Genomic DNA, 22,906 nt, shown 5'->3' on the forward strand with positions numbered 1-22,906 from the left:
GAAATCAATGCAAAAAGATCTTTCACCTATACTGCTGTTTGTTTACAACCGGCCCCAACAAACCAGAAAGACGTTAGAATCTTTGGCGAAAAATACTTTGGCCGACCAATCGACTCTATATATATTTTCGGATGGCCCGGCTGATGTGGAGGATTTGGGTAATGTAAGTCGAATAGACGAAGTAAGGCAACTTATCACTGAGAAAAAATGGTGTAAGGAAGTTGTTATTTATAATTCTGAGAAGAATAAAGGCCTTGCCACCTCAATTATTGAGGGTGTTACTGAAAAAGTCAATCAGTATGGCAAAGTCATTGTCCTGGAAGATGACCTCGTAACAGCCCGTGGGTTTCTTGAATATATGAATGCATCCCTGGAAAGATATCAGCTCGAAAATCGGGTAATGCACATTTCTGGATTTCAATTCCCTATCCGGGTGAATCCTGATCATAGTGCCTTTTTTTTACCTATAACATCTTCCTGGGGATGGGGCACGTGGAAAAGAGCGTGGGACCGCTTTGATCCTGAATGCATCGGCTATGAAAAGCTAAAAACGGATGATGACCTTCGCAAAAAGTTTGACCTGAATGGTACTTTCTTATACTCCAAGATGATTATTGATCAAATGGAGACGAAAAATATCGATTCGTGGGCAATCAGATGGTATTGGGCTGTCTTTAAACATAATGGCCTATCATTGGTTCCAGACAAAAGCTTAGTATTAAATAACGGCTATGGCAAGGGTGCTACTCATACGAAAGGACGAAACCCCTTCAAGATTGAATTTGACGCAGATTATTATGTGAGCTCACTTCCGGATAAAATAAGTGTGAATGAACAGCATTTTTTGAGCCTGCAAAATTTATATAAAAAGCTTTATCCAGCTAAGATTAGTTTAGTAGGCAGAATCATAAGGAAGATTCGCAGGGAGATTCACGCTATGCTTGATCGAGACTAACAATAGTTGCATAAGTCTTTTTTGCCAGTTTCATATCCGTTATACATTACACGCCGAGTCATTACTCTGGACTTTAAACATTGCAAAAATTAGATAATAATATGAGAATCTTATTTGATCATCAAATTTATAGTAATCAGAAATATGGTGGGATCTCACGTTATTTTTATGAATTAGCCAAAGGGCTTACCAGCTTGGGTGAGGAATGTACAAACTCCATTTTTCTATCAGACAACGAGTTTGTCCAAGACAAAACCATGTTTACGGCACGAGAAATGCCGTCCGTAAATTTTAAGGGGAAGGGTGCTTTGAAGAAATACTTAAATCGGAAGGTTTCAGAGAAGATCATGAGACGAGGAAATTTCGATTTACTACATCCAACCTATTATGATACATACTTTCTTGGAAAGAAACCAACGTCCCTACCCTTTGTAGTGACATTCTATGATTTAATTCATGAAAAATTTGGTGAAAAATTTCCAGGTAGCCTGAAAGATCTTGATAAGGTCATCGCAGACAGAAAAGCGTTAATCAAAGAAGCTTCAAGGGTGATTGCCATCTCCGAGAGCACCAAAAACGATATAATTGAATTCTACGGAGTGGATCCGGCCAAGATTGATGTAACATATCTGGCGAGTTCAATGCCTTCAACCAACCTTTTAAAAAGCGACGAACTAGGACCTTACATTCTCTACGTTGGCAACCGTAGCGACTATAAAAATTTCAGAAATTACGCAGAATCTATTAGGCCCCTGTTAGTTAAAGAGCCTACTCTCAGGTTAGTTTGTGCAGGCGGGGGTGAATTAAGTCAAAGCGAAATTGAATTTATCAATTCACTACACCTATCCCGGCAGATTATTCAAATGCCGATCAATGATAGCATTTTGGCGAAATTATACCACAATGCCATTTGCTTTGTCTTTCCGAGTTTGTATGAAGGCTTTGGAATTCCTGCATTAGAGGCATTCAGTTGCGGTTGCCCGGCAATATTGAGTGACAGAAGCTCGCTTCCGGAAGTTGGCGCGGATGCTGCTTTATATGTAAATCCGGAAGATAAGGCTGATATGCTTGATAAAACAGAGCGCTTCTTCTATGACGATCAGATGAGACAAGCATACACTGCCAGAGGACTAGACCAGGTGAAAAGGTTTTCTTGGGATAGAATGGCTATTGAGACATTGAACATTTACAAAGGTGCATTATGAGGATAGCAGTAATAACAGGCATATCGGGCCAGGATGGCGCATATCTCGCAAAGTTGCTATTGTCCAAGGGCTATAAAGTGATTGGGATAGTGAGAAATCTGAACCAAAGATTTGTTGGCTTAGAATATTTAGGAATTGAGAAGGACATCACCCTGGAATTATGTGACCTTTGGGAACAGGCGTCAATCCTGAGATTACTAAATAAATACAAGCCGGACGAAATCTATAACCTGGCTGCTCAAAGCTCAGTTGGGCTCTCCTTTGAATACCCGACTGAGACCATCAAATTCAATTTTACATCCGTTCTGAATTTTCTGGAAGTTATTCGTCAGCATAATCCGGCTATAAAGTTTTATCAGGCATCCAGTAGCGAAATGTATGGAAAAGTGGTGAATTTGCCCATCAAGGTGGATTCGCCTATGCACCCACTCAGTCCCTACGCCATTAGCAAGGCGTCGGGATTTTGGACAGTAATAAACTATCGCGAAGCCTTTGGCCTCCATTGCTGTACAGGCATCTTGTTCAATCACGAGTCTTATCTGAGATCTCCTAACTTTTTTGTTAAGAAAGTGATCGGTGAGGCCATCAAGATGACCAGGCAGCCAGATTTAATGCTTAAGCTAGGAAATTTAAATGTAAAAAGGGACTTCGGGTATTCGCCAAAGTATGTAGAGGCCATGTGGTTAATGTTGCAGAGACCCAAGGCAAAGGATTTTATTATTTGTTCGGGAACCAGTATTCTGCTGAAAGACATAGTAAGCTATATCTTTGATAAGTTAGGGTTGGCCATGAACAGAGTCATAACTGGTGATGAACTGCTTAGGCCAACGGACATCGAAAATATTTACGGAGATAAGGATGATGCGATAAATGATCTGGGGTGGGATTATGATTTGAATTTTTTTCAAGTTCTTGATATACTGATTGAAGAAGAAATTGAAAACAATCCGGAAGGAAATGCAGGAACAACGAGATAATTCACCATTGATTACTATCATTACGGTTGTTTATAATGCTGTTCAAACACTCGAGAATACAATCAAAAGTGTGCTGGATCAGTCGTACTTAAACATCCAATATATCATTGTGGATGGTGCGTCGACAGATGGCACACATTTAATCCTAGACAAATACCGGGACAAATTAGCTAAGGTTATCAGCGAGCAGGATTCAGGAATATATGACGCTATGAACAAGGGGCTAACCCACGCAACGGGCGATTGGGTGTACTTTCTGGGGGCTGACGATATCCTTGCAACCACAGATGTGATCCAGGAGGCTGTTTCAAGATTTCAGAATCCTGCAAAGATTTATTATGGAGATACTTTTCTTAAAAATAGCAACCGAGTATACCAGGGCGAAGTGAATGCTCGTAAATTTTTCCTTTGTAATATCTCACATCAGGCAATTTTTTATCCGCAAACCGTTTACAGAAGTAACAGGTACGACTTAAAGTACAAATATTTTGCAGACCATATTCACAACCTTGAAATCTACGCTGCTGATAAAAACACTTATGAATACATACCCGTGCTTGTTTCTATCTATAATGATTTGGGCAGAAGCTCGACCAGCATAGACCATCAATATAATAAGGACATTGTCTCATTTATCTTCAGGAAATTTGGGGTAACAGCAGGAGCTTATGTCTGGACAAGGAGAATGATTTCAAGTTTAAAAAATATATAAAGAATTGAAGGCACGCCAACTTTCAGAACTGGTTTTCGATGACTTGTACTTTTACATGTTCATGTATGCACTATTCATGGCGCTGTACCTGATTCTATTTTATAAATCCTATTGGGGGATTTTTGACAGGATGTTCTTCAGTGTTATAAATGAGGTCGGTGGAGCATTTTGTGTTTGGCTTTTATGGTACAGACAGTCTTTAAAGCCAGAGTTCGGTTGGTCTTTTATCTTTACCGATTTAGCGCTAGTCACAGGACTTATCATTGCACGGCAGATTCCCATAGTTAAGCTGGAATCAGCAAAAGTCGGTGATGTCAGACAGCGGGTGGATGGCATCTCGGAATTCGATACTTTCTTATTTGTAGTTAGTGTAGGGTATGTTATCGTTGAGATGCTTTCTATGGCGACAATCGGCTTTGTGTTGCTCAACCGCGCAGAAAACCATGCAAGCGCATTTAGTGAACACGGTATCCTGAGAGCATTCGTATCTTCATTTCGGTTTCTACTAATCATGGTTCTTTTTTACAAAAAAGTTGTGCTGAACAGGAACTGGAGTCTTATGGACATATTCTGCTCCGTATTCCTATTGATAGGGGTGCTCACCAGCGGTGCGAAGGCAGCAATTTTGTCATTTGTCTTCATTTACTTCATGGTTTCTTATCCGCTGATTCATTCCAATCAAATAAAGAAAATAAAAATCTCTCCGATGCTAGCGCTTGTACTTGGCAGTTTCCCAATACTAGTGCTAATGATATCTGTCCGAACAAATGCAGTGACGGCATTGCAACAGGTTTACGTGCGGCTACTAGCCAGTGGGGATATCTTTTTACTAGGCTACTATGACGATGTGATGAACTATATCAAGGAAACATCGTTTTTCCGCTATGCTTTCTATCCAGGTTGGGGCAGCGTTCTGAAAAATCTTGGATTTACTATCCAGGCACCCAGGCCGCTAGGAGCTTATATTTTTGAATATTATACCAAGGCAACTATGGGTGGCGGCCCGAATGCCAGGCATAATTATTTGGGTCTATACTTCTTTGGCTTTTATGGAAGCATATTGTATTCCTTTATAATCGGTCTTATCATTGGTTATGTTCGAAACAGTTTTAAGTCCGTCAATGCATTGAAAAGCTCGTATTTCATTTACTTTTTCTTTCTGATACTTGCTTATTATATGCCTTATATGATTGATGATCTAAACTTATTTGCAAACTCAATTTTCTGGACAAACCTGTTTTTCTGTCTGTCATTTGTTGTTGCAAAGATCATTCATTCAGTAATGAAAGCCATTGTTTATGCAAAAAGTCCGGCGCGTTACCAGATGGATTAACCACTGACATTAATGCTGCGCGACCTTAACATCAAGTACTTATGCCAATAAAGATCACTACGACTTCTAGCCAGGCAAAAGCTTATCTGCTGGATCGAACAAATTCAATTTTTCCTGTTTTTGTTGATAACATGCCCTATGAGTCTTGGAGCTTGACTGAAAGATTTGCATATTTTCAATTTGCCGCAGAAGGTGGATCTTCATATAGATGGCAGGTCATTGACGGAGCCCTCCCGACCGGATTATCCTTATCCAAAGATGGAAAACTGTCCGGAACCGCTACAAGAGAGGGGGATTTTAATTTTACGGTTCAGGTTAGCGCTGGTAAAGAAAAAGCCACAAAAAAATTATCCGTTACTGCGCACCCATTCCGTGCCAAATGGCATGCAGATGCGAAAATCGGAGCATTCTTAAATCTTGGGGTTGGTCAGTTTCCTGCTTTGGAAATGAGTACGGCCGGTATCGCAGCTTTCGAAAAAAGAGTCGTGAACTTCGACGCAGTCCAATGGGCAAAGCAATTAAAAGATCTGGGATTTAAAATACTCAATTTCAACGCCTTCGCGGGAGACTCAGTAAGGATGTGGCCAAGTACTACTCCCACATTGAAAGAGTTTAAGACTAAGCGCAATTTTGTGATGGAATTGGCGAACGCATGTCATGCGCAAGGAATAAAGCTGGTTGTTTATTTTGCCGCTGACAGTATTGCCATGGATCCCCGGGATAAAAATGGAAAGAAGATTTCGGGCAAAAGCGGGACAAACGCTGATCCTCCGCAGCCTTCAAAATGGGGAGGCCGAAATACGGGATTACTTACCGAGTTATCTTTGATGGACATTGATGGTTACTGGTTTGACGTAGCCGCAACCGACCCGAAACTATATCCAAAAGGAGCGATCGAGCCTGACTTTTTAAGATGGAATACTGTGAAGCCCATTATTCGGCATAACAATCCATGGCAGATTGTTGGCGTTAACCCGGGAACCGCTGCACTGGGAAATCTCTGGCAATATCCCTTTATCGATTTTACGATTTTTGAAGGTAGAGGTGGGAGCTTGCAGGAAAGTACATTGGTAGAGGCAGTTCCGACATTAGTTAAGAAAAAAATCTCCGTTGAAGCAGTTAATATCCTTGATGATTCCTGGGTTTATGTAAAAAAGGAAGATGCGCCGAGCGCTCACCACAAGCCTGCCAGTATGATCATTAAAAATATCAAGCAAAACTGGAATGCGGGTGCAACCTATCTACTTAACTGGCCAACACTGCCGGATGGAACAATGATTGCCACGGTATATAAAGACACCCTGGAGAAGATCAGTGAGTTCGTTAAAACGAATAAACCGCTGCTTCGAACCAAATCGGCTCTGCGAGAAAGTGGACAGTCACTTCGAAAAAGTGCAGAATCCGCACCTTTAAAGTTAGTTAAGTCAATAACTACGGTCATTAAAACGGATATCCTTACGAAAGAACCTAACTCCTACTACCGGGGGATGGTTTTTGTCGTGGATGAGTTCCCGATCGAATTACATAGGATTGGGCGCAAGCACACTGGCAAAACGTCGAGCAAACAGATAATCATAAGGAAATTCTGGAACAACTATCCAATTTTGGCTGCTGATTGGAAAGCGGGTGCAAAAGTGAATGCTGATGGTTACCAGTATGTTGATATTGACCCAATTGTTTTGGATGCAGGTATGGTGTACTACATATGCATCCATGAGAACGATGTGGACAACTATGCCTCAAATGATTTTAAATCTCCGTTTAGAACCAAGAACATTCGAATCTTAGAGAACAAAATTTTGAATCAAAATGGAGATGTATCACCAGTTACTCAGGATGGAAAAGGTCAGATTATTAATTTGGCATATAATGTGTTACCCAAACCAACCGGCGATATAGCGCTGGGCAAACCTGTCCGTTTTCAACACCATTTACCTCCATTTAAAGAGTTAAGGACACATGTTAATGTGCAAAAGCTCTATCCCTTCAATGTCAATGATAATGATCCTGACACAGTAGGCCAGCCAGCGGGCGATCCTCAATACGTAACTGTCATTAATCTCGAATATGTTAGAAAGATCAGCAAAGTTATAGTTCGTTTTTCCGCGCGCGGCTACGCTACTGAAATGAAGCTAACGACCGGTATCACTGAGAACGTTTTCAACGAGATCGAAACAATCAAAAATAACAATCCGAAAGAAATCACATTTCTTTTCAAGCCGGTCGAAGCTCAGTATGTACACGTTTGGGTAATTAAACCAGATGGACCAAATCAGCCTGGCGGGAATGTATCAATAACCAGTCTGGAAATTTATTAAGTTCTGCCTACTAACTAAGGCAATATGTTGCATGTACAGCAACATATTGCCTGTTATACCAATCTTCTTCATCTTTCTAAGCTTTCAGAGTCGAATTTGCAGCTGGCTATAAGCCACATACACGTCTTAGCCCCCTAATCCACTTTAATACCGCACTTCGACATTGGTTTAGCGAGGCTTATCAACTATGGCCTTGCTGTCTATATTCTACACGCAGCCAAAAACGCTTCGAGTCTTATAGAATAATGACTACAAATTTATAGTAAAGTAATACTATGAATTTATAAATTCGTTATCTTTGATACTTACTATTGACAAGTGTTTGCGTATTGAATTCACCAACAACATTAGACGAACCATAATCTGAGATATGCCAAATCTTGACACATATACACCATTACTTACCGCACATACTGCCGCTCATCTCCTCAGAAGGGCAACTTTTGGGCCTACCAAGCAAGAAATTGATAGTTTTATCGGCCTTACAGCTACCGAAGCTGTCGCCAAATTGATGTCTAATGTTGCACTTACCGTTAATCCTTCCCCTCCCGTAGATTATTACGACACTCAGCCTACCGCAGGACAGCCGTTCCTGAATGAACCGTACAATCTTCCAAGACAGGGAAATTTTAATGCTTTTATCAGATACTGGTGGGTGGGATTAATGTGCGAACAGAACGGAAACCCGTCTGTTTTGGAAAAACTGGCTGCATTTTGGCAAAACCATTTTGTTGTTCCGCAGGGTGTTATTGGTGATTATAAAAAATCATTTCAATTTTTAAAACTTCTGAGAACCGGCTGTTTGAAAAGCTTCCGTACCCTGATTATTGAAATGACGAAAAATCCGGGGATGCTAAAGTTCCAAAACGGAGACTTAAATCAAAAAGGCTGGCCGAACGAAAATTATGCACGAGAGCTGCAGGAGCTCTTTGTCGTAGGGGAAAATGATTTTGCAGGAAATCAAAATTACACAGAAGATGACGTGAAGGCGGCCGCAAAAGTGCTCACGGGATGGCAGGTTACCACCAATTCAAATGGGGACTCCACTGCTGTATTTACGCCCGCCCGACATGATACATCCGACAAGACGTTTTCTTCGAAGTATAACAATAAGACCATTGCAGGAAGAAGTGATGCTTCTGCCGGAGACGCAGAGTTGGCAGAATTGATTGATATGTTGCTTGCGCACCCGCATACTGGCAGGTTCATCTGCAGGAAACTCTACCGGTGGTATGTTAATCCTAATGTTACGACTGACATAGAGGATAATGTAATCGGCCCGTTAGCAAGCTTTTTCACAAGTCCGGCAAATAACTTCAACATTCAGCCAGTTCTGGAAAAATTGCTGACAAGTAACATTTTCTATGACAATCGGAACATTGGCGCGATTATAAAATCTCCAGCTGAGTTCGCCATTGGTATGGTTCGGCTGTTTGGACAGGAAGTTCCAAATCATACAACTGACTATGTTGCATTTAGAAAATTTGCGGAGTTTGTGTACTGGAATATGTCTGGCTTACAACTTGATTTTTTAAGTCAGCCTCTCGTATTCGGATCAATACCGTACTATCAAAGTGGATATTCAAAAAACTGGATCAATGGCAATACGCTCGGAATACGGGGAGCACAGATTGATAAATTCGTTCATCCGTATATAGCGATTCGGCCCGGAAGTCTCATAGGAATTGATTTTCTGGCCTGGGTCAGAGCTTTGCAACCCAATTTCTCAGATGTGGCTGGAACGCCCTCAATCTCTTGTGAGTATGCTTTTGAGCAATTTTCCAAGTATCTATTTGCTATTCCGCTCACACAATCTCAAAAAGACTTTCTCATTGATACGATCATGATGAAGAACTTGCCGAGAGCGACCTGGACGAACGAACTTACAAATTACAGAAAGAACCCCACGAACATAAACAGCAGTAACGCTGTGATGTGGCGGGGCCAGCTTGTAATGCGTTATATGATGAGGATGGCTGAATACCACATTTTTTGATAAACGAAAATGAAAAGAAGAGAATTCATCGCCTCGGCGTCGTCTATGATGTTGCCACTCACTGTAAGTGGCATGGGCATCAAAACATTAAGCCAAACCTCCTCAATGGTTCGGTCGGTACTTAAAACCAATGCCGCTCAAACCGATAGGGTTTTAGTAATCATTTATTTAAATGGCGGTAATGATGGCCTGAATACAGTCATTCCGTTGGATCAATATTCTAAATATTATAGTCTACGGAGTAATATAGCTATACCTGAAAGTAGTGTCCTAAAACTCAATGGAAATCTGGAAACAGGATTTCACCCAGCGATGACGGGCATGCAAAATTTATATAATGAAGGTAAACTCGCCATTGCACATTCCGTCTCTTATCCTAATCCAAACCAGTCACATGTGCGTTCGACTGATATCTGGATGACGGGTGTAAACTCTGATGTATACTCCTCGTCAGGATGGGCTGGAAGATATCTGGAAAGCAGGTTTGCCAATTATCCCATGAATTATCCGAATCCTCAAATGCCGGACCCATTGGCCATTCAGATTGGCTACATGGATACTACGACCCTAAAAGGAAATCAGCAAACAACCAATATCTCTTTTGAAGATCCGTCTAAGTTCTACCAGATGATGGGAGCGCTCGGAACGGTTAATTCCGATGACATGCCGTGCTGTGATGCGGGTGACTTAATTAGCTTTATCAAACAGCAACAAATTTCATCAATTGGATACTCTTCCCGAATCAAGGCTGCTGCGGATGCAGGGCGCAATCTAGCAACATATCCAACCACTACTTCTGTCAACGACTTATCAGAACAACTAAAAATTGTTGCACGACTGATTCACGGCGGATTGAAATCCAAGTTGTATTTTGTGGAGATGGGTGGTTTTGATACACATGCAACACAGATAGGCAGCACACCGACGGAAGGAGTGCATGCAAATCTTTTGAAAAAACTATCTGAGGGCATATCAGCATTTCAAAAAGATTTGAACCTTCAAGGTATAGAAGACAAAGTAATTGGTATGACATTCTCTGATTTTGGTCGCCGGGCTAACTCTAATATCTCAAAGGGCACTGACCATGGAATAGCTGCTCCAATGTTCATTTTCGGCACAGGAATCAAAAGACAACTGGTGGGAACCAACCCAGACTTGGTCAATGACATGATTCCGCTAACGATGAATCCCTCCAACAAAAACCAGGACATCAAAATGCAGATCGATTTTAGAAGAATCTATTCTGATATGCTGAATGACTGGTTTGGGACTAATAAGAGCACTACAGAATCCCTGTTATTTGGAGCGCACAGAACGACATCATTATTTTCCAATACGATCGAAAGTTTGGGATCTGGTGCCTGGCCTGACCGGAACCTTTGGTCATCAAACAGAATGCCTGGTCCGGGAGATTATGTCAAAATTAATTCCGGCCATATCGTGTCGCTGGGCGAAAACATCACGGTCAGGAACATTCACGTTGAAGGCAATGGGGAATTAAAGCTTCTTCCAAACGTCAAAGTAAATACGACGGGCTGATCCTGATCATACACTTTCTTGTCAATCCTAAGGTGCAATTACTTTTATACTAATTGCACCTTTCCTTTGCTATCGGCCGGATCGTGTGCTAATAATGCTGAATTTTGATTTAATGCGCATCAAGTTTAAGGTCAATTGGCTATTTTTGCGACTCGTTAGATCTTTTTACACACATTACGCATTCCTTTTGATGGTTAAGTCAAAAAAATTGGCAGTCGTAGGGTTCAGTGGACTCAGCGGAGCAACCCAAGTTGGATTAAATTTTGTTGGCGGTGTCGATATCCCCAAAGACGACATTATCTTCATTTTCTACGGCAAGACCGACGCCGTTAATTCAGGTTATACAGACGAACTTAGGACATTCGGGGTCGATCACCATTTCGCTAAAAAGACGCGTGGTAAAATTGACTTGCCTGCCGAATTTGAAGTTTTCAAATTTTTGCAAAAATACAAACCCAACAATGTATTACTTGCATCCTCTGCCCCGATTTTTGGCGTGCTGGCTTACAAAATACTCAACTATTTCAGGTCTAACATCATTACAATTGAGCAACATCCGCTTAATCTGACCAGCGTTAAGGAATATCTGCACTCTTACATTGGATTTACATTTTTTGAATATGTTGTCCCTGCGTCGCAAGCTTATGCAGATGGATTTTCAGCTGCAATGCGTCCGTTTTCCAAAATTTTTGCAAAAAAAATGGTTGTGGTTCCCAATGGGCTAAACATCCCTGCTCCATTTGCACCCGGCGAGGCATTGGCTGGTAAAGCAACCATAAATCTCGGTATGGCTGCAAGATTCGATGATGTAAAAGACTTCGAAACCGTCATCAGGGCCGTAGCAAAGCTAAACAGCGGGGGTAACACTAAATACATTTTCAAAATAGCAGGAGACGGGCCAAACAGAAGCAGAATCGAAAGTTTGGTTAAAGAACTTGGCCAGGAAGAAAGCATTAAGTTTTATGGATTGCTCCCTAAAAATGAAATGGTTGCATTTTATCAGAATCTCGACATTTACATTCAGTCCACCACCGGCGAAGCAATGAGCATTTCAATGTTGGAAGCGATGGGTTACGGCTTGATATTTATTGGAACAAGGGTCAGAGGTGTTCAGGAATTTATCATTCCTGACAAGAATGGCGTTCTGTTTGAATGTGGTAATGCGAATGACCTCGTGGCGCAAATTGAAAGAATTGTCGCAGATCCCGCATTATCGAAGTCCCTTGCATCAGGCGCCAGGTTACATTATGAGCACAATTTTAGCTTAAAAAATATGGTTAGTGGATACAGCCGTTTGCTGCGGTAACGGCAGCGATAGCAGGCATCATTCAATTTGGATTAAAAGTAAAAATGCTCCCCCAGTAACTACTATTTTGAAAAAGAAAAAGCTCATATACATTCTTCACGACATTAAAATGGGCGGCGTTGAAGTGGCCCTTACATCCGCAATTCCCGAATTACACGCTCAATTCGAGCTTAGGGTAATGGTCCTTGGCACTGTCGACAAAGCAATGACGGCCCACCTTACTCCTGAGGAACTGGCCTGCTTTTACACATTTGATTACAAGCTTTTCACTTATCCATTCTTCATTTTCAAGCTCGTTGCATTTGTCCTCCGCTTTAACCCCGACGTAATGATCTGTTCGTTATGGAGGGCATCGCTGGTTGGAACGATTGTTAAACGCATCCGAAACAAAATACCGTTTCTATCCTGCATCCATAGCACAAGGTTTGTGCATGTTTTCGACAAAACCTGCACACTGGCGGCACTCAATGTGGCAGATAAGATCCTTGCCGACTCCACGGCCTCAGCCGATTTCATCAGAAATACGCTTCATCCAAAAGTGCCTGTTGAAATCGTCTCATTTTACACGCATAGCTCGCCTTCCCGGAGAAATATTGCACCCTATCATACAGAAGACATTAAATTTATGTTTTTGGGGCGCCTGAACCCGGTCAAAAATATGCCCATGGCGATTGATCTGATTCATGACCTTCGTGCACTCGGTTGGCCGGTAACATTGGATATCTACGGCCGCGACAATGGTGTAATGAGCTCAATTACAGAACATATCAGGAATAAAAAGCTGGAAAATTATATCCATTTCAAATCTGAATTAAATTATAAGGAAAAAATAGAAGCGTTTGGAAAGCACAATTTTCTGCTTCAATTGAGTTTAAAAGAAGGCATGGCCATGAGTGTGGCAGAGGCCATGCAGAACGGATTAGTTTGTATTGTTTCTCCCGTCGGCGAAATCCCGAATTATGCAAAGGATATGGAATCTGCCATATTTGTCGATATTTGGAAAAAAGAAGCGTGGGCAGAGGCGATTACCAAAATTGAACGTGTTTTTAAAGAGCCGGAATTATATGAAAGGCTATCTTTAAATTGCTACGAAAATTTGAAGAATGTGGAAACCTATTCAAAGTCATTAATACGAAATATTGAGCGCGTAGCTTAGTAATATCAACCATTGCAGCCAATTATTGCATGACATTACAATCGATTAAACAATAAAAACTATATGCACCAAAACGATAAGATTATCTGCGTGGTAGGCCTCGGTTATGTGGGTCTTCCTCTGGCAGTTGAATTCGGAAAAATTTTCAGCACCATCGGACTGGATATTAACCAGCAAAGGATCAACGAGTTAAAAGAACATTTCGACCGGACATTGGAGGTTGACAAAGCTGGTCTAATGGCCGCTTCGAAGCTTCGGTTTACGTACGATGAAAAAGAGGTTTCCGAAGCGACTATCTTCATTATCACCGTTCCGACACCAGTCGACCAATTCAACAATCCAGATCTTACGCCTGTCCGTAAAGCAACGGAAACTGTTGCGAGGAACCTGAAAACCGGTGACATCGTCATTTATGAATCGACGGTTTACCCAGGTGTGACGGAGGATTATTGTGTTCCCATTTTAGAAAAAATTTCCGGATTAAAGTTCAACCAGGATTTCTTCTGCGGCTATTCACCTGAAAGGATTAATCCGGGTGACAAACATCATACGCTGACCAAAATAAGGAAAGTGACATCCGGCTCGACGCCCGAAATTGCCGAAGAAGTAAATAATTTATATGCCTCTATCATTACTGCCGGCACATTTAAAGCGTCGAGTATTAAAGTTGCTGAGTCTGCAAAAGTGATTGAGAATGCGCAACGCGACATTAACATTGCATTTGTTAATGAGCTGGCGAAAATTTTTAACCTGCTCAAAATCGACACAAGCGAAGTGCTCGAAGCGGCAGGGACAAAATGGAATTTTCTTCCGTTTAGGCCGGGGCTTGTGGGAGGACATTGCATCGGCGTCGATCCCTTTTATCTGGCACAGAAGGCAAAGGAAGTAGGTTACCATCCCGAAATTATCCTGGCCGGCCGCAGACTGAATGACTCAATGGGCCCTTATGTTGCCACCCAGTTTGTGAAGTTGCTAATCCAAAGCGAGCGTAAGATCAAAGGGCAGGACGTGCTCGTCTTAGGGATAACATTCAAAGAAAACTGCCCCGATATCCGGAATAGCAGGGTTATTGACATTGTAAGGGAGCTCGAATCATATGAAATGAATGTGCATGTGTACGACCCCTGGGCAGATAAAGATGAAGTGGAGCACGAATACGGCATTCGACTGATTGATAAACTCGACGGACTTAGCGGATATCAGGGCATTATTGCCGCAGTGGGCCATGATCAGTTACTTGATCTTGAAATTCCCTCAGGAGAAAATGCGCCGATTGTTTACGATGTGAAAGGAATATATCCAAAAGATAAAGGTTACACCAGGCTTTAAGGCATGCGTCAACGCTCTTTAAAATAGCCGTTATATTAAATCTCAGCTTCATAACTCAATGACTTTCAATCAATATCATCAGCAGGATATCACTTCCTCTACATTCCTTATCACCGGAGGAGCCGGATTTATTGGTTCTAACCTGGTTGCTTATCTTGCTCAGTATCAAGCCGCGAAAATTGTGGTGCTTGATAACTTATCGACGGGTTACCTGGAAAACATTGCGGAGTTTATAGAAAAAGGAAAAGTTGAGTTCATTGAAGGAGACATCAGGAATTATGAAACCTGCGCAAAAGCCATGCAAGGTGTCGATTATGTGTTGCATGAAGCTGCGCTCGGCTCGGTGCCACGGAGCATTAACGATCCGATTACAACGAATGAAGTGAATATTAGCGGCTTTTTGAATATTCTTCAGGCCGCTAAGGAAGCTGGTGTAAAGCGTATGGTCTATGCAGCGTCCTCATCCACATATGGGGATAGTCCCTCGCTCCCAAAGCAGGAAGCGATTATCGGAAACCCGCTCTCGCCTTACGCCGTTACAAAATTTGTGAATGAGCTATATGCTGATGTTTTTTCAAGGACCTATCAGTTTCATAGCGTCGGACTTAGATATTTTAATGTATTTGGCCCGAAACAAAATGTAAATGGCCCTTATGCAGCAGTAATTCCGCTGTTCATAACACAGGTGTTGAATGGTGAGCGGCCGGTGATCAACGGCGATGGCTTGACTTCCCGCGATTTCACTTTCGTATCCAATGTTGTTCAGGCCAATATCAAGGCGTTGCTCGCAGACAATCTGACTAAGCACGAGGTTTTCAATGTTGCGTGCAATGAGCAAACTTCCCTTACAGAACTCGTCTCGGCGATAACTGAGGAGTTGGGCAGCTCACTCGAACCTACCTATGTGCCGGAAAGAAGAGGTGATGTAAAGCACAGTCTTGCGGATATTTCAAAAGCAAAATCACAATTAAACTATCAGCCTGAAGTACTTTTTAAGAACGGACTTAGAGAAACCATTCTCTATTTTCAAGAATTGACCAGCGCTTCCTGATTTTAATTCAAAGCTACTCGATCAATCAAATTTTCAGGCACTAAATAAAATACACCACACTAGAATGGAGGAAATCAAATTACTTAGGATAACAACCGAAACTTATTCGCTACGTATATTATTAAAGGGCCAGCTGAAATACATGTCGGAGCACGGTGTAGAAGTGTCTATGGCAAGTACGCCGGATAAATTTGTTGGTGATTTGGTGCTCAATCAAAGAGCCCGGTTTTATCCACTCAATCTTTCCAGGGAATTGACACCCTTTAAAGACCTGATTGCCCTTTTCAACACCATTCGGCTCATCAGGAAAATCAAACCGCATATTGTTCATACCCATTCTCCTAAGGCGGGAATTATCGGAATGCTTGCAGCTTATATTTGCAGGGTTCCCCTCAGAATGCACACAGTGGCCGGGCTGCCGCTCATGGAGGTCACCGGCTCAAAAAGAAAACTCCTTGATTTTGTCGAATCGTTAACTTACGACTGTGCGCATTGGGTTTTACCTAACTCACAGGAGCTTAGGAAATTTATTTTAGATAACGATCTGGGTTCTGATAAATCCAAAGTGCTCGTTCTTGGAAACGGCAGCAGCAATGGCATTGACCTCGAATACTTCTCTGTAACACCCAAATTGCGGGAAGAAAGCAATGAGTTCAGGAAGGCGCACAACATTGGCAACAGCGATGTGGTCCTGGCATTTATGGGCCGTCTTGCTAACTATAAAGGTGTGAATGAGTTGGTTGAAGCGTTCCTCATTCTGAAAAAGCGCCATCAAAACCTGAAACTTATTTTAATAGGGGCGCCGGAGGAACTGAATCCATTAAAAGCAGAAACAGATGCGGAAATTAAAAACAACGAATCCATCATTGCGGTCGGACATCAGCATGACGTGCGGAAATTTTTAGTTGCTGCGGAAATATTTGTGTTTCCAAGTTACAGAGAGGGTTTTCCGCAGGCACTCTTACAGGCCAGCGCAATGGGCATTCCATGCATAGCAACGAACATTAACGGCTGCAATGAAATGATCGACGACGGGAACACGGGACTTTTGATACAACCGAAAAGTGTTGGCGCGATTGTTGATGCGTGTGAAAAGTTAATCAGCAATAAGTCGGCAAGCAGGGAAATGGGAAAATTAGCACAGCAGTTTGTTCTTAAAAATTTCGAACAGCAACAATTGTGGAATGACATTCTTACATTTTACAAATCAAATTTGCCGTCAAAAAAATAACGCAGCGAAAAAAATTTTTGATAAAACAAAAAAGTATAAACTTTCCGCACTTATCTTTATGAAATACTCGCTCAATACCCTCCCCTCTATATTTGAACATACAAGCTTATTTCCCGTTTGTTCAATCCCATAAACCTTTAATTAACTAAAATACGCCGAAGGTTCACTATACTCTGGCAAATGTTTTAAAATAGGAAATTTTACACTATAATTGCATTCTTTTTGCACACGCTTTAATCTTTTTACTATTGCCGCACACATATGGATCAAACTTCTGTTTCTAATCGAAAGTACGTACATCGATTGTTGAGCAAAAATGCTTCTACCGATGAAATCTTGATTATCACGAGTTATGACTATTTTCTGCAGAAATACGATTTAAAACATCTTCGTCAGATCTACAGGGAAATCATTTTAGTCCCTCATACCGCAGATGACGATTATCTGATCAACTACACCGTCAGACCTTTATTGGACAAATTTGAAAAAGTCCATCTTGTAACAAATCCCCATTACGACAAACGCAATAAAGTAATTTACGAATTAGTAATTCGTAAGAATAAATCCATACGCATTACAACGGTTTATGACTTTTGCGAGAAAAGCTTAAAGAAGGTTTATATCCCGGAAGACATATCGGAGATGAATCCCAACTTATCGGATATGCCCTCATTCGGCAAGAGAGTGAGATATCCAAAGAAGATCATCGACGTTGCGGTTTCGATTATCCTATTCTTACTTACTTTCCCTCTCTGGATTTTAAGCTATTTCCGAATTAAATTCGAGTCGCCCGGTCCCGTGTTTTACTATCAGGAAAGAGTTGGGATGGACAACATTGCTTTTAAATGTATCAAGTTCCGTTCGATGTCGTTGGATGCAGAGTCCAATGGAGCGACTTTCTCAAAAAAGAATGATTCCAGGACTTTCGGCTATGGATCTTTCATGAGGCTGAGCCGGATTGATGAGCTTCCCCAAATCATTAATATTTTTAAAAGAGATCTGTCATTGATCGGTCCACGGCCGGAAAGACAGGTGTTTACCGAGACCTTTGATGAACTGATTCCTTATTATAATTCAAGGCATGCCATCAAGCCGGGAATCACCGGATATGCTCAGGTAATGTATTCTTACGGCGCGGGCGTCTTCGATGCACGTCACAAGCTGATGTACGATCTTTACTACATCAAAAACTGGTCATTGTATCTTGAATTGAAGATCATTCTTCTTACGGCTGTTGTCATTTTTGGCAAAAGAGGGCGGTAATAAATCCGGAAACATCATTTCGCGGTCAACTTATCATGCATGAGAAATTTATTCTTAATGCTGCTATTCACCATAGCATCGCAAGCAGGCTGTTTCTCTCAGGATTCGACATGGCATTATTCTGCGGAAATTAAGGGCGCTCTTTCTTCGAGTCAAACACCATACTTCATTTACGCAAATACGTATGGCGTCATTCCGACCAACGGATCGTTTTTGCTGGCCCAAGGCGGTTTTCACAAGGTTTACAATCCAAACAATCCCCGGTTTTTCCAATGGTCCGGGGGATTTGAATTTGTCGCGAACCCAAGCCATTCATCTCCCATATTCCTGACTGATTTATTCCTGGCAGGAAAGGTTGGCCCGGTCGAAGTAAGCATTGGACAACGGAAAGAATATTCGGGCCTTGGAGATAGCCTCCTTACCAGCGGCTCCGTAGCAATGTCTTCCAATGCCAGGCCGTATCCCAAGATTCAGATTTCAACACCTCACTTTGTCAATCTGATTCCCAGAAACGACATTATATCATTTAAGTTTTCTTACTCCGACGGTTTGTTCGGCCCCGCCCAATCCGTTTATGGCAATGTGCAATCAGTGCCGGAAACATATCTCCACCAGAAATCCATTTACATTAAACTTGGAAAAACAAGCCATTTGCTGAATTTGTATGCCGGATTCAACCATCAGGTCATGTGGGGCGGGGAAGAAAAGATCTTTACGGGAGGTCTTAAATCGTCGGAGGCGTACAGCTTCGTTGTTTTCGGCAAGCCTTGGGGCGGCAGCAGAGTTGGAAATCATTTTGGTACAATAGACGCAGGAATGGAAATAAACGGGAAGAACTGGACAACGTTCCTATATCGGCAGAGCATTTACGAAGATGGCTCAATTGCGAATACATCCAATATCGCAGACGGGCTCAACGGACTCAGGTTCAAGAGAAACAAGCCGCAATTTGACGGTTTCCAACTCAATACAATTTTGCTCGAATATCTGTATACCAAGCAACAGGGCGGAGATGTGTTTGATTTCGCAACAGGCACATTCGGACGTGACAATTATTTTAACCACTACGTTTACAGCCAGGGTTGGTCCTACAAAGGCAGAACACTCGGAACGCCACTGATCGCTCCTCAGCACTTGATACGCGAAGGATTGCGGACATCCCCGAGACTTTTCACTGCGAATAACCGGCTTATCGCCTTTCATGGCGCGCTGGAGGGCTCCGTGAATAAGGTCAGATTCTTGTTAAAAGCCAGCCATTCCATCAACTCCGGCACTTACTACAAGCCTTTTGAATCTTCTGTTGGTCAGACATCTCTGCTTGCGCGTGTGGAAACACCATTGAAACTTATGAACGAAAGTTTTTTAAGCGCAACTTTTGGCACGGATTTTGGACAATTTTACCCAAACAACACTGCTATTTTGATTGGATGGAGAAAATCCGGTTTTATCAGATAACTTTGGGAAATCAACTCAACCCCTTAATGAGTAATTTTTACATTTAAATGCCGGTCCCAATCTCTCAGATGCGAGTCTGCCTTTTTGCTGTATTGATATGCCTCGCGTCATATTCCCACGCCCAAGACTCAACGATTCATTACAGAGCCAGCTTATTAGTATCTGGCGCTACAAACAATACTCCCTTTTGGGCACACGCCAACCAAAATGGCAATATTCCGATGGATGGAAACTTTGGCCTGGTCAATGCCGGTGTGTACAAAGTTTATAACCCGCACAATCCAAGAACTTTTCAGTGGAGCGGTGGTATTCAGGCGATTGCTAGCTATGGAAAATCGGGCAATGCATTCCTTTCAGATGCCTACATCGCTGCCAGAATAGGCAAACTGGAAATTTTGGCCGGACAAAAGAATAACGTTGTCGGATTAATGGACACGACCATGACGTCAGGCTCCTTGTCGGTGGCGGGCAATTCCAGGCCTTTTCCGCGGGTGCAAATATCACTTCCGGAGTATTTGCCATTGTATTTCACAAAAAACTTTCTGGCATTCAAATTCTCATACTCTGAGGGTTATCTCGGAAGCAGCAACCTCAATTACGGCGTTGAGCGGGAAGTTTCATACACTTACTTTCACCAAAAATCCCTGTATCTAAGGTTCGGGCCGGAAAGTGGCCGTTTGAAAATTTATGTGGGTGCTAATCATCAGGCAGTTTGGGGTGGTGAAGAAAAAATTACGCCGCTTTACAAATTAGAGCCGCTGGATGCTTACTGGCATACCATTTCCGGCAAAACGTTGAACTATAAGAAAGTTGGAAATCACTTTGGAACGGTTGACCTGGGTGCCGAGTGGCGTGGGAAAACGTGGTCCTATTTCGTGTATAGACAGAATATTTACGAAACCGGCTCCCTTTTCAGGATTATTAATTTCGATGATGGCTTAAATGGAGTCCGGATCAAGAGAATAAAGCCTCTCCCCGCAGGATCCAAATCTTTTGCATTACAAAGCTTCCTGCTTGAAGCAATTGGCACGAACAGCCAAACAAATAAATCTCCGTTATCCGGCCTGGCTATTTATGAGAAAGGAAATTATTACAATAGTTACATTTATCAGCGTGGCTGGTCCTATTTCAGCCGCGGCATAGGAACGCCCCTGGCGCCAGCTTCGGGTATAACGAGGCCTACATTACCCGTTAATGGCTCAGAATTTACTAATAATAACCGCTTCTGGGCGTTTCATACAGGTATTACTGCCACCTGGCAAAAGACTTATTTTGGCCTGAGAGGCACATATTCCAGGAATTCAGGGTCATTATTAAGTCCCTTTGATTCGTTAGCGGAGCAGGTATCCCTGGCTTTAACGGCAGAAAAGAACATAAAGTTATTAAACGGTTGCAGTGTGTTTTCGAACCTTACAACTGATTTCGGACACCTTTACCCTACTTCTCATGGACTGATCATAGGGCTAAGAAAAAGTGGATTTCTGGATTAGCGCCGCTTTTTAGTGTTGCCTGTTCTGTCCAATATGAATAGCAAAAAGTTATAGTTATTTTTGTCAAATGTCACATTATACACATTAAGAAAAAGCTTGAGGGCACGCCTATGAAATTCTTTCCCATACTGGTATTACTGTTATGCATTTCCATAGCCGGCTTTTCTCAATCTAAGCCTGCCGAGGTTACTGAATATTCGGATTCCACAAATAACTTCATTGAGATTGCAGGTTTTGGAAGCACCAATACGCATACGCCGTTTTGGATCCAGGCCAATCAGTTCGGCACCGTTCCCCTGGACGTCCCGGCGGGCAGTGCGAGAATCTCCCTTGAAAATTACTGGCCTCTGGGCTCATCCTGGCGCGCCGGATTTGGGGTTGAAGCTGTGGGAAATCTGAACGAAAACACAAAAATGCTTCTGCCCCAGCTGCATGCTACATTGAAGTTCAAAAACTGGGAGTTATTTGTTGGAAGAAAAAAGCAGAATGTGGGTTTGGCTGACTCAACGCTCGGGACTGGTTCCTACGCATGGTCTGGTAATGCGCTTCCAATCCCTAAAATATACATCGGAACAAGCGGTTTCGTAGCTGTTCCCCTTACAAAAGGGTGGATTTCTGTCAACGGGTTTTATTCGGACGGACTTTTCGAGAAAGGTCGGCCAGCCACTAGTGGCCTTAAATTTCATCAAAAAGCACTTTACGTACGCCTCGGAAAAGTCAATTCAAAACTCAAACTATACGGAGGATTCAATCACCAGGTGCAATGGGGAGGCACTTCCAAATATCAGGAAAACGAAAGTAAAAAGTTACCAGATGGTTTCTCAAATTATGTATATGCCGTTTTCGGAACAATCGGCGGAAGCGGAGACGACGTCACGCATTTTGACAGCACTAATCGGGTTGGAAATCATTTGGGTTCCCTGGATCTGGCAATCGAAATTGAAACATACGGGAGCACCATTTATTTATATCGTCAATTCATTTATGAAGATGGTTCCTTATTCTATATGGAAGGAGTCAAAGACGGCCTGACAGGCTTACGGATCAAACGCAAGAATTCATACGGCGCGAATTTCGAAATTACAGAAGGCGTAGTAGAGATGCTCTTCACGAAAGACCAAGGTGGAAATCAATTTGATATCAGCACCGGAAAAAAACGGGGTATCGACAATTATTTCAACAATCAGCAGATTCGTGACGGATGGTCCTACTATGGCCGTGGGATTGGAACACCATTTATTCCTCCAACTTCTCAGACAAACTGGAAATGGCCGGGCTATGCAGATAACTTCACCAGTAACAATAGGGTCCTTGTGTGGCACGTCGGGTTAAGAGGAACGCTTTTCAGGCAGGTGCAGTGGCATACCAAATTGTCTCTATCGAGTAATTCGGGCGCTTACAATTCCCGCTTCGAAGGTTCCCCGAAACAATTCTCAGGGCTGATCGGCGCGCAAACCAATGTGAATGTCCTTGGCGGAATGACCATTAAGGGATCCTACGCAAGCGATATTGGTGATTTATACCGCAAAACACACGGGTTTATGTTAGGACTCAGAAAAGATTTTTCTTTTAATTAAGGAAAATCTGATT

Annotated in this window: 17 protein-coding genes; all 17 read left to right on the forward strand. The window is 42.3% G+C overall.

Annotation, left to right across the window (positions count from 1 at the left end; translation table 11 throughout):
* Nucleotides 1-7: 7 nt before the first annotated feature.
* The 17 genes from L0659_RS23145 (at nt 8) to L0659_RS23225 (ending at nt 22,893) form a co-directional block, all read left to right on the forward strand.
* Nucleotides 8-955, forward strand: a complete 948-nt coding sequence (locus L0659_RS23145; RefSeq protein ID WP_235128954.1) for a glycosyltransferase — start codon at nt 8-10, stop codon at nt 953-955.
* Between the two features lie 101 nt (nt 956-1,056).
* Nucleotides 1,057-2,160 (forward strand): glycosyltransferase family 1 protein, encoded by a 1,104-nt coding sequence (locus tag L0659_RS23150; RefSeq protein WP_235128955.1) that lies wholly within the window; start codon nt 1,057-1,059, stop codon nt 2,158-2,160.
* Nucleotides 2,157-3,137 carry a GDP-mannose 4,6-dehydratase gene (locus L0659_RS23155; protein ID WP_235128956.1) on the forward strand — a complete coding sequence of 327 codons (981 nt, stop codon included), beginning with the start codon at nt 2,157-2,159 and terminating at the stop codon, nt 3,135-3,137. Before L0659_RS23150 ends, L0659_RS23155 begins: the two co-directional genes overlap by 4 nt.
* The gene (locus tag L0659_RS23160; RefSeq protein WP_235128957.1) at nt 3,118-3,849 is read left to right on the forward strand and encodes a glycosyltransferase family 2 protein; all 732 of its coding nucleotides are present in this window, start codon (nt 3,118-3,120) and stop codon (nt 3,847-3,849) included. The genes L0659_RS23155 and L0659_RS23160 overlap by 20 nt, the downstream gene beginning before the upstream one ends.
* A gap of 61 nt (nt 3,850-3,910) precedes the next feature.
* Nucleotides 3,911-5,182, forward strand: a complete 1,272-nt coding sequence (locus tag L0659_RS23165) for an O-antigen polymerase (protein ID WP_235128958.1) — start codon at nt 3,911-3,913, stop codon at nt 5,180-5,182.
* A gap of 41 nt (nt 5,183-5,223) precedes the next feature.
* The gene (locus L0659_RS23170; protein WP_235128959.1) at nt 5,224-7,500 is read left to right on the forward strand and encodes an alpha-L-fucosidase; all 2,277 of its coding nucleotides are present in this window, start codon (nt 5,224-5,226) and stop codon (nt 7,498-7,500) included.
* Nucleotides 7,501-7,870: 370 nt separating this feature from the next.
* Nucleotides 7,871-9,496, forward strand: a complete 1,626-nt coding sequence (locus tag L0659_RS23175; RefSeq protein ID WP_235128960.1) for a DUF1800 family protein — start codon at nt 7,871-7,873, stop codon at nt 9,494-9,496.
* Nucleotides 9,497-9,505: 9 nt separating this feature from the next.
* Nucleotides 9,506-11,035, forward strand: a complete 1,530-nt coding sequence (locus L0659_RS23180; RefSeq protein ID WP_235128961.1) for a DUF1501 domain-containing protein — start codon at nt 9,506-9,508, stop codon at nt 11,033-11,035.
* A 190-nt stretch (nt 11,036-11,225) separates the two neighbouring features.
* Nucleotides 11,226-12,341: a glycosyltransferase family 4 protein gene (locus tag L0659_RS23185; protein ID WP_235128962.1), complete on the forward strand. Its 1,116-nt coding sequence runs from the start codon at nt 11,226-11,228 to the stop codon at nt 12,339-12,341.
* A 67-nt stretch (nt 12,342-12,408) separates the two neighbouring features.
* Nucleotides 12,409-13,497 carry a glycosyltransferase family 4 protein gene (locus tag L0659_RS23190; protein ID WP_235128963.1) on the forward strand — a complete coding sequence of 363 codons (1,089 nt, stop codon included), beginning with the start codon at nt 12,409-12,411 and terminating at the stop codon, nt 13,495-13,497.
* Between the two features lie 63 nt (nt 13,498-13,560).
* A complete protein-coding gene (locus L0659_RS23195) occupies nt 13,561-14,826 on the forward strand; it encodes a nucleotide sugar dehydrogenase (protein WP_235128964.1) in 1,266 nt (421 codons plus the stop codon).
* Between the two features lie 58 nt (nt 14,827-14,884).
* Entirely contained in the window at nt 14,885-15,877 is a 993-nt protein-coding gene (locus L0659_RS23200) for an SDR family oxidoreductase (protein ID WP_235128965.1), read from the forward strand.
* Between the two features lie 64 nt (nt 15,878-15,941).
* Entirely contained in the window at nt 15,942-17,108 is a 1,167-nt protein-coding gene (locus L0659_RS23205; RefSeq protein WP_235128966.1) for a glycosyltransferase family 4 protein, read from the forward strand.
* A 261-nt stretch (nt 17,109-17,369) separates the two neighbouring features.
* Complete coding sequence (locus L0659_RS23210) at nt 17,370-18,371, forward strand: sugar transferase (protein ID WP_235128967.1); 1,002 nt, start codon at nt 17,370-17,372, stop codon at nt 18,369-18,371.
* A 39-nt stretch (nt 18,372-18,410) separates the two neighbouring features.
* Nucleotides 18,411-19,826: a capsule assembly Wzi family protein gene (locus tag L0659_RS23215; RefSeq protein ID WP_235128968.1), complete on the forward strand. Its 1,416-nt coding sequence runs from the start codon at nt 18,411-18,413 to the stop codon at nt 19,824-19,826.
* 221 nt (nt 19,827-20,047) lie between these two features.
* Nucleotides 20,048-21,316, forward strand: coding sequence for a capsule assembly Wzi family protein (locus L0659_RS23220; RefSeq protein ID WP_235128969.1), 1,269 nt, complete (start codon nt 20,048-20,050; stop codon nt 21,314-21,316).
* Between the two features lie 110 nt (nt 21,317-21,426).
* Nucleotides 21,427-22,893, forward strand: coding sequence for a capsule assembly Wzi family protein (locus L0659_RS23225; protein ID WP_235128970.1), 1,467 nt, complete (start codon nt 21,427-21,429; stop codon nt 22,891-22,893).
* The last annotated feature ends 13 nt before the right edge of the window (nt 22,894-22,906 follow it).

Origin of the sequence: Dyadobacter sp. CY347 (assembly GCF_021502655.1) — a bacterium.
In the GTDB taxonomy this organism is placed as follows: Bacteria; Bacteroidota; Bacteroidia; order Cytophagales; family Spirosomataceae; genus Dyadobacter.

Excerpts from the sequence above, each read along its gene's own strand:
- L0659_RS23150 (WP_235128955.1), top strand. The coding sequence starts at position 1,057 with ATGAGAATCTTATTTGATCATCAAATTTATAGTAATCAGAAATATGGT.
- L0659_RS23180 (WP_235128961.1), top strand. The coding sequence starts at position 9,506 with ATGAAAAGAAGAGAATTCATCGCCTCGGCGTCGTCTATGATGTTGCCA.
- L0659_RS23225 (WP_235128970.1), top strand. The coding sequence starts at position 21,427 with ATGAAATTCTTTCCCATACTGGTATTACTGTTATGCATTTCCATAGCC.
- L0659_RS23220 (WP_235128969.1), top strand. The coding sequence starts at position 20,048 with ATGGATGGAAACTTTGGCCTGGTCAATGCCGGTGTGTACAAAGTTTAT.
- L0659_RS23155 (WP_235128956.1), top strand. The coding sequence starts at position 2,157 with ATGAGGATAGCAGTAATAACAGGCATATCGGGCCAGGATGGCGCATAT.
- L0659_RS23165 (WP_235128958.1), top strand. The coding sequence starts at position 3,911 with ATGTATGCACTATTCATGGCGCTGTACCTGATTCTATTTTATAAATCC.
- L0659_RS23145 (WP_235128954.1), top strand. The coding sequence starts at position 8 with ATGCAAAAAGATCTTTCACCTATACTGCTGTTTGTTTACAACCGGCCC.
- L0659_RS23205 (WP_235128966.1), top strand. The coding sequence starts at position 15,942 with ATGGAGGAAATCAAATTACTTAGGATAACAACCGAAACTTATTCGCTA.
- L0659_RS23175 (WP_235128960.1), top strand. The coding sequence starts at position 7,871 with ATGCCAAATCTTGACACATATACACCATTACTTACCGCACATACTGCC.
- L0659_RS23160 (WP_235128957.1), top strand. The coding sequence starts at position 3,118 with ATGCAGGAACAACGAGATAATTCACCATTGATTACTATCATTACGGTT.
- L0659_RS23195 (WP_235128964.1), top strand. The coding sequence starts at position 13,561 with ATGCACCAAAACGATAAGATTATCTGCGTGGTAGGCCTCGGTTATGTG.
- L0659_RS23170 (WP_235128959.1), top strand. The coding sequence starts at position 5,224 with ATGCCAATAAAGATCACTACGACTTCTAGCCAGGCAAAAGCTTATCTG.
- L0659_RS23215 (WP_235128968.1), top strand. The coding sequence starts at position 18,411 with ATGAGAAATTTATTCTTAATGCTGCTATTCACCATAGCATCGCAAGCA.
- L0659_RS23210 (WP_235128967.1), top strand. The coding sequence starts at position 17,370 with ATGGATCAAACTTCTGTTTCTAATCGAAAGTACGTACATCGATTGTTG.
- L0659_RS23200 (WP_235128965.1), top strand. The coding sequence starts at position 14,885 with ATGACTTTCAATCAATATCATCAGCAGGATATCACTTCCTCTACATTC.
- L0659_RS23185 (WP_235128962.1), top strand. The coding sequence starts at position 11,226 with ATGGTTAAGTCAAAAAAATTGGCAGTCGTAGGGTTCAGTGGACTCAGC.